Annotated in this window: 6 protein-coding genes; all 6 read right to left on the bottom strand. The window is 60.4% G+C overall.

Translation table 11 applies throughout. The annotated features are described in order from the left end of the window. Window positions 1-63: 63 nt before the first annotated feature. The 6 genes from msrQ to ACIP0B_RS27580 all read right to left on the bottom strand — a co-directional run bounded on the left by msrQ (window position 64) and on the right by ACIP0B_RS27580 (window position 6047). Window positions 64-681 (bottom strand): protein-methionine-sulfoxide reductase heme-binding subunit MsrQ, encoded by a 618-nt coding sequence (gene msrQ, locus ACIP0B_RS27555; RefSeq protein ID WP_400838187.1) that lies wholly within the window; start codon window positions 679-681, stop codon window positions 64-66. Then, window positions 681-1694 (bottom strand): protein-methionine-sulfoxide reductase catalytic subunit MsrP, encoded by a 1014-nt coding sequence (msrP, locus tag ACIP0B_RS27560; RefSeq protein WP_400838190.1) that lies wholly within the window; start codon window positions 1692-1694, stop codon window positions 681-683. The genes msrQ and msrP overlap by 1 nt, the downstream gene beginning before the upstream one ends. 63 nt (window positions 1695-1757) lie before the next feature. After that, window positions 1758-2615, bottom strand: coding sequence for a CDP-diacylglycerol--serine O-phosphatidyltransferase (gene pssA, locus ACIP0B_RS27565; RefSeq protein WP_400838193.1), 858 nt, complete (start codon window positions 2613-2615; stop codon window positions 1758-1760). A 148-nt stretch (window positions 2616-2763) separates the two neighbouring features. Continuing rightward, window positions 2764-3780: a ketol-acid reductoisomerase gene (gene ilvC / locus ACIP0B_RS27570; protein WP_085632244.1), complete on the bottom strand. Its 1017-nt coding sequence runs from the start codon at window positions 3778-3780 to the stop codon at window positions 2764-2766. A 48-nt stretch (window positions 3781-3828) separates the two neighbouring features. Continuing rightward, window positions 3829-4320 (bottom strand): acetolactate synthase small subunit, encoded by a 492-nt coding sequence (ilvN, locus tag ACIP0B_RS27575; RefSeq protein ID WP_040064172.1) that lies wholly within the window; start codon window positions 4318-4320, stop codon window positions 3829-3831. Between the two features lie 2 nt (window positions 4321-4322). Continuing rightward, the gene (locus tag ACIP0B_RS27580) at window positions 4323-6047 is read right to left on the bottom strand and encodes an acetolactate synthase 3 large subunit (protein ID WP_085584316.1); all 1725 of its coding nucleotides are present in this window, start codon (window positions 6045-6047) and stop codon (window positions 4323-4325) included. Window positions 6048-6284: the final 237 nt, after the last annotated feature.

The raw sequence follows: 6284 nt of genomic DNA on the forward strand, positions 1-6284 counted from the left end.
TTTCGACTGCGCCGGAAGTGGGGCGAATTATAGAGACCTGAGATCTGCCGTCAACCGCTAATTTCACTTTTCTTGCAGAATCCGCCGTTTACCCATCAGACGTGGGATCCGACGGGTCACGGGAGGCACGCGCATTACCAACAGAACGCCACCGACAAAGGCATAGATCGCCCATTCCTTGAGATCGGCCCGCACGATCCAGAGCATATGCAGCAACCCAAGCCCGAGAATCGGATAGACCAACCGATGCAACTTCCTCCAACGGACACCCAGCCGACGCTGGCTGTACCGGTTGGACGTGGCGGCCAGCATCAGCAGCCCGAGAAACGCGACCGCTCCCACAATAATGTACGGACGCTTGCGCAACTCGACACCCAACTGCGACCAGTCGAACCCGAGGATAAACGCCATATAGCTGAACAAGTGCACAACCACATAAGCGAAGCACCAAAGCCCCAACTGCCTGCGGACGGCAATCCACCCCGGCCAGCCCGTCAGCTTCTGCGCCGGCGTCATGCTCAAGGTAATCAACAACAGCACCAGCGCTCCAAGCCCCAGTCGATCGACCAGCACCTTGCCGGGATCCGGCCCGAGCAAGTCCGAAAAGGCTTGATAGAACCACAACAGCGGCCAGATCGCCGCGCCGATGAAAACACCTGCTCGCCAAAAGGTATGCCGCATCAGTAGTTCTTCCGCAGATCGAGCCCTGCATACAGAGAAGCGACCTCATCCGCATAGCCGTTGAACATTTGCGTATCGCGCACATTCGGCTTGAACAGGCTGTTCGGCAGACGCCGCTCCCGCGCCTGCGTCCACCTGGGATGATCGACCGTCGGATTCACGTTCGCATAGAAACCGTACTCGTCCGCCGCAATACTTTGCCAGGTCGTCTTCGGCTGTTCGCTGACCAGGCTGATCCGCACAATGGACTTCACGCTTTTGAAGCCATACTTCCACGGCACCACCAGACGCAGCGGCGCACCGTTCTGGTTCGGCAACTCGCGGCCATACATGCCGACCGCCAGGATCGCCAAGGGGTGCATCGCCTCATCCAGACGCAAGCCCTCTACATAGGGCCAATCGATCAGGGCAAATCCCGATCGCTGTCCCGGCATGCTTTTGGGATCCTGCAGGGTTTCGAAACGGATGAATTTGGCGTTGGAGTTCGGCTCGACCTGCTTGAGCAGCGCCGACAGAGGAAAGCCGATCCAGGGAATCACCATCGACCACGCTTCGACGCAGCGCAGACGATAGATCCGCTCCTCCAACCGGTAAGGCTTCATGAAGTCCTCCAGGGCATAACGCCCCGGCTTGCCCACCTCACCGTCCACCACCACGCTCCAAGGCTCGGCCTTCAGAGAGCCGGCGTTGGCTGCCGGATCGCCCTTGTCGGTGCCGAACTCGTAGAAGTTGTTGTAATGGGTCGCGTCCTTGAACGGCGTGACGGCTTCATCCTTGACGTTGACCGCTCCCCATTGGACTGAGGGCAACTTCTCGGCAAACCAGGCAGGCGCCCTTCCAGGATCGACATCGGCATAACGCGCGGCCTCTTCGGCGCCGGCCCAGCGTGGCAGGCTGCCCATGGCCAGGCCGGCAGCCGTGGCGCCAAGCAGTTGCCGACGGGAAAGGTAGATGGATTCGGGCGTGACGTCCGACTCGTTGCAGTCGGACGCCTTGGGGACTTTGATCAGCATGACAACTCCGCAGTTCTGGAGGACAGATGCACCCGTAGACTGCGGAGTATGAGGGAAATTACATCACTCGGCGCTTTTGTGACGACGAAGATGCAACAGGTACTGCACCGGCCCGGAAGCCGCATAGGCCAGGAAGACCAGCAGCAGGATGCGCGGCGGATCGCTGAACACCACGGCAAAGACCAGCACCACCGCCAGGATCGCCACAAAAGGCACGCGGCCCTTGAGATCCAGCTCCTTGAAGCTGTTGTACTTGATGTTGCTGACCATCAGCATGCCGGCGGCAGCGACCATCAGGGCTACCAGGAACGACATCTTCGAGCCCTGGATCCCGTAGTCGCTGAACGCCCAGACGATGCCCGCCACCACGCCGGCCGCCGCAGGGCTGGCCAAGCCGATGAAGTAACGCTTGTCCGCCGTGCCGACCTGGGTGTTGAAGCGCGCCAGGCGCAGTGCCGCACCGGCCACATAGATGAAGGCGACCATCCAGCCGACCTTGCCCATGTCGCCCAGCGCCCAACCGAACGCCAGCAACGCCGGGGCCACGCCGAAGGCGACCATATCGGACAGCGAGTCGTACTCGGCACCGAACGCGCTCTGGGTGTTGGTCATCCGCGCGACGCGACCGTCAAGGCCGTCGAGCACCATGGCGACGAAGATCGCGATGGCGGCGAAGGCGAAATACTTGCTCGCATTGGCCGCATCACCCGCACTCAATGCCGCCTGGGCGCTCATGGAGTTGATGATGGAATAGAACCCTGCGAACAGGTTCGCGGTGGTGAACAGGTTCGGCAGAAGATAGATACCACGATGCCGGACCTTGCGACCTTCTGCGTCATGCCCTTCTTCGACGTGCTCATCGACGGGCAGAAGGCTTTCGGCGTCGGAAGCCTGGTTCGGCTCTTCGGGACGTTCGCTCATGGACATTACCTTGCAACGGATTGGACAGTTTCGACAGGTGTCTGGGACGACGGTTCGGCCGCAAACGATGCAGCTTTATACCAGAAGCGTCGGACTCAAACGAAAAAACGCGGCCGAGGCCGCGTTTTTTCGCACAAGGGTCGAGGACTTAGTTCTTGGCTTTGTCGACGATCTTGTTGGCACCGATCCACGGCATCATGGAGCGCAGTTGCTCGCCGATGATTTCGATGCCGTGAGCGGCGTTGTTGCGACGCTTGGCGGTCATCGAAGGGTAGCCGGTCGCGCCTTCGCTGATGAACATTTTGGCGTACTCGCCGTCCTGAATGCGTTTCAGGGCATTGCGCATGGCCTGACGGGATTCGGCGTTGATCACTTCCGGGCCGGTCACGTACTCGCCGTACTCGGCGTTGTTGGAGATCGAGTAGTTCATGTTGGCGATGCCGCCTTCGTACATGAGGTCAACGATCAGCTTCAGCTCGTGCAGGCACTCGAAGTAGGCCATTTCCGGCGCGTAGCCCGCTTCGACCAGCGTTTCGAAACCGGCTTTCACCAGCTCGACGGTACCGCCGCACAGTACGGCTTGTTCGCCGAACAGGTCGGTTTCGGTCTCGTCCTTGAAGGTGGTTTCGATGATGCCGGTACGGCCGCCGCCGACGCCTGCCGCGTAGGACAGCGCAACGTTCTTGGCGTTGCCCGAAGCGTCCTGGTAGACGGCGATCAGGTCAGGGATGCCGCCGCCTTTGACGAACTCGGAGCGCACGGTGTGGCCCGGCGCTTTCGGCGCGATCATGATCACGTCGAGGTCGGCACGCGGAACGACCTGGTTGTAGTGGATCGCGAAGCCGTGGGAGAAGGCCAGGGTGGCGCCCTTCTTGATGTTCGGCTCGATTTCGTTCTTGTACAGCTGGGACTGGAACTCGTCCGGGGTCAGGATCATGACCAGGTCGGCGCCGGCGACGGCGGTGGCCACGTCGGTGACTTTCAGGCCATGGGCCTCGGCCTTGGCGACGGTGGACGAGCCTTTGCGCAGACCGACAGTGACGTCAACGCCCGAGTCCTTCAGGTTGCACGCCTGAGCGTGACCCTGGGAGCCGTAACCGATGATGGCAACTTTCTTGCCCTGGATGATCGACAGGTCGCAGTCTTTATCGTAGAAAACTTTCATGAAATTCCCCTATATATCCGGGCCGTTCAGGCCATTCGCCAAATTGGTTTAGATGCTGAGCACTTTGTCGCCGCGGGCAATCCCGGTGACGCCGCTGCGTACTGTTTCCAGAATCGAGGCAGTGCCGATCGACTGGATGAAGCTGTCGAGCTTGTCGCTGGTACCGGTCAGTTGAACGGTATAGACGCTGGCGCTGACATCGACGATCTGCCCACGATAGATATCGGTGGTGCGTTTGATCTCGGCGCGCTGGGCGCCGGTGGCCTTGACCTTGACCAGCATCAGTTCGCGCTCGATGTGAGCGCTCTCCGACAGATCCACCAGCTTGACCACCTCGACCAGCTTGTTCAGGTTTTTGGTGATCTGCTCGATGATTTCATCGTGGCCGACGGTGGTCAGCGTCAGACGCGACAGGGTCGGGTCCTCGGTCGGCGCCACGGTCAGGCTTTCGATGTTGTAGTTGCGCTGCGAGAACAGGCCGACCACACGCGACAAGGCGCCGGGTTCGTTTTCCAGAAGCAAGGAAATGATGTGCCGCATGATTAGGTACGCTCCGTCTTGCTCAGCCACATATCGCGCATGGAGCCGTCTTTGATCTGCATCGGGTAGACGTGCTCGCTGGTGTCGACCTGGATGTCGAGGAACACCAGGCGGTCCTTCATGGCGAACGCCTCTTCCATCTTCGGCTTCAGGTCTTTCAGGTCGGTGATGCGGATGCCCACGTGACCATAGGCCTCGGCCAGCTTGACGAAGTCAGGCAGCGATTCCATGTAGGAGTGCGAGTGGCGGCTGCCGTAGCTCATGTCCTGCCACTGGCGAACCATGCCCAGCACGCCGTTGTTCAGGTTGACGATCTTCACCGGCAAACCGTACTGCATGCAGGTCGACAGTTCCTGGATGTTCATCTGGATGCTGCCCTCGCCCGTCACGCACGCGACGTCCGAATCCGGGAAGCTCAGCTTCACGCCCATGGCCGCCGGAAAACCGAAGCCCATGGTGCCCAGGCCACCGGAGTTGATCCAACGGTTGGGCTTGTTGAACTTGTAGTACTGCGCAGCGAACATCTGGTGCTGGCCCACGTCGGAGGTCACAAAGGCGTCGCCCTTGGTCACTTCGCACAGGGTCTCGATCACGGTCTGCGGCTTGATCTTGCTGCCGTCGCCCTTGTCGTAAGGGAACAGGCCGCGGTCACCGCGCCATTCGTCGATCTGCTTCCACCAACTGGTCACGGCGTCCTTGTTCGGGGTCTCGCCGATTTCCTTGAGGATCGCGACCATTTCGGTCATGACGCTCTCGACAGGACCTACGATCGGCACGTCGGCCTTGATGGTCTTGGAGATCGAAGCAGGGTCGATGTCGACGTGAATGATCTTGGCGTTCGGGCAGAACTTCGGCGCGCCGTTGATCACGCGATCGTCGAAGCGTGCGCCGACGGCCAGGATCACATCGGCATGGTGCATCGCAAGGTTAGCGGTGTAGCTGCCGTGCATGCCGAGCATGCCGATGAACTGACGGTCGGTGCCGGGGAAACCGCCCAGGCCCATCAAGGTGTTGGTCACCGGCAGGTTGAGCATCTTTGCCAGTTCGGTCAGCGGTGCGGAGCCGTTGCCGAGGATCACGCCGCCGCCTGAGTACAGGACGGGACGCTTGGCCGCCAGGAGCATTTCCGCCGCCTTGCGGATCTGCCCGGAATGGCCGCGGACGGCCGGGCTGTAGGAACGCAGCTTGGCTTTTTTCGGGAAGACGTATTCGAACTTCTCGGCCGGGTTGGTCATGTCTTTCGGGACATCGACCACGACCGGACCCGGACGACCGGATTGCGCCAGGTAGAAGGCCTTCTTCATGACTTCCGGGATTTCCGAAGCGTGCTTGATCATGAAGCTGTGCTTCACGATCGGCCGGGAGATGCCGATCATGTCGGTTTCCTGGAACGCGTCGGTGCCGACCATGGTGCTCGGCACCTGACCGGAAATGATCACCATCGGAATCGAGTCCATATAGGCGGTCGCGATACCGGTGATGGCGTTCGTGGCGCCAGGACCGGACGTCACCAGCACCACGCCGGCCTTGCCGGTGGCACGGGCATAGCCGTCAGCCATATGGGTCGCCGCTTGTTCGTGACGAACCAGGATGTGGGTCACTTCCGGTTCTTTGAACAGGGCATCGTAGACATGAAGGAGAGCACCACCCGGGTACCCGTAGATATATTTGACGCCTTCGTCACGCAAGAAGCGGACGAGCATCTCACCGCCAGATAAAAGCTCCACGTTGTTCACCTCTAAAACGCCAGAATACCGTCCACGAAATAGCGGAACGGGTCTTAATAGGTTTACTTCTCGGCAGAGCATGAGCGACGGTGGTCGCCGACTACGTCAGCACTGACTGAGCAAGTATTGGGATCGTCCCAAGTGTTGCGGGCCTTTCCCACCCAGCGCGAGGTGCCGCGTTGCGGGTGTAACTGGTCGACGGGGATAGGCGGCTCATGGTCTGCCGAGCGGGTCTGC

It is taken from the genome of Pseudomonas sp. NPDC089534 (assembly GCF_044749305.1).
GTDB lineage: Bacteria > Pseudomonadota > Gammaproteobacteria > Pseudomonadales > Pseudomonadaceae > Aquipseudomonas > Aquipseudomonas ekonensis.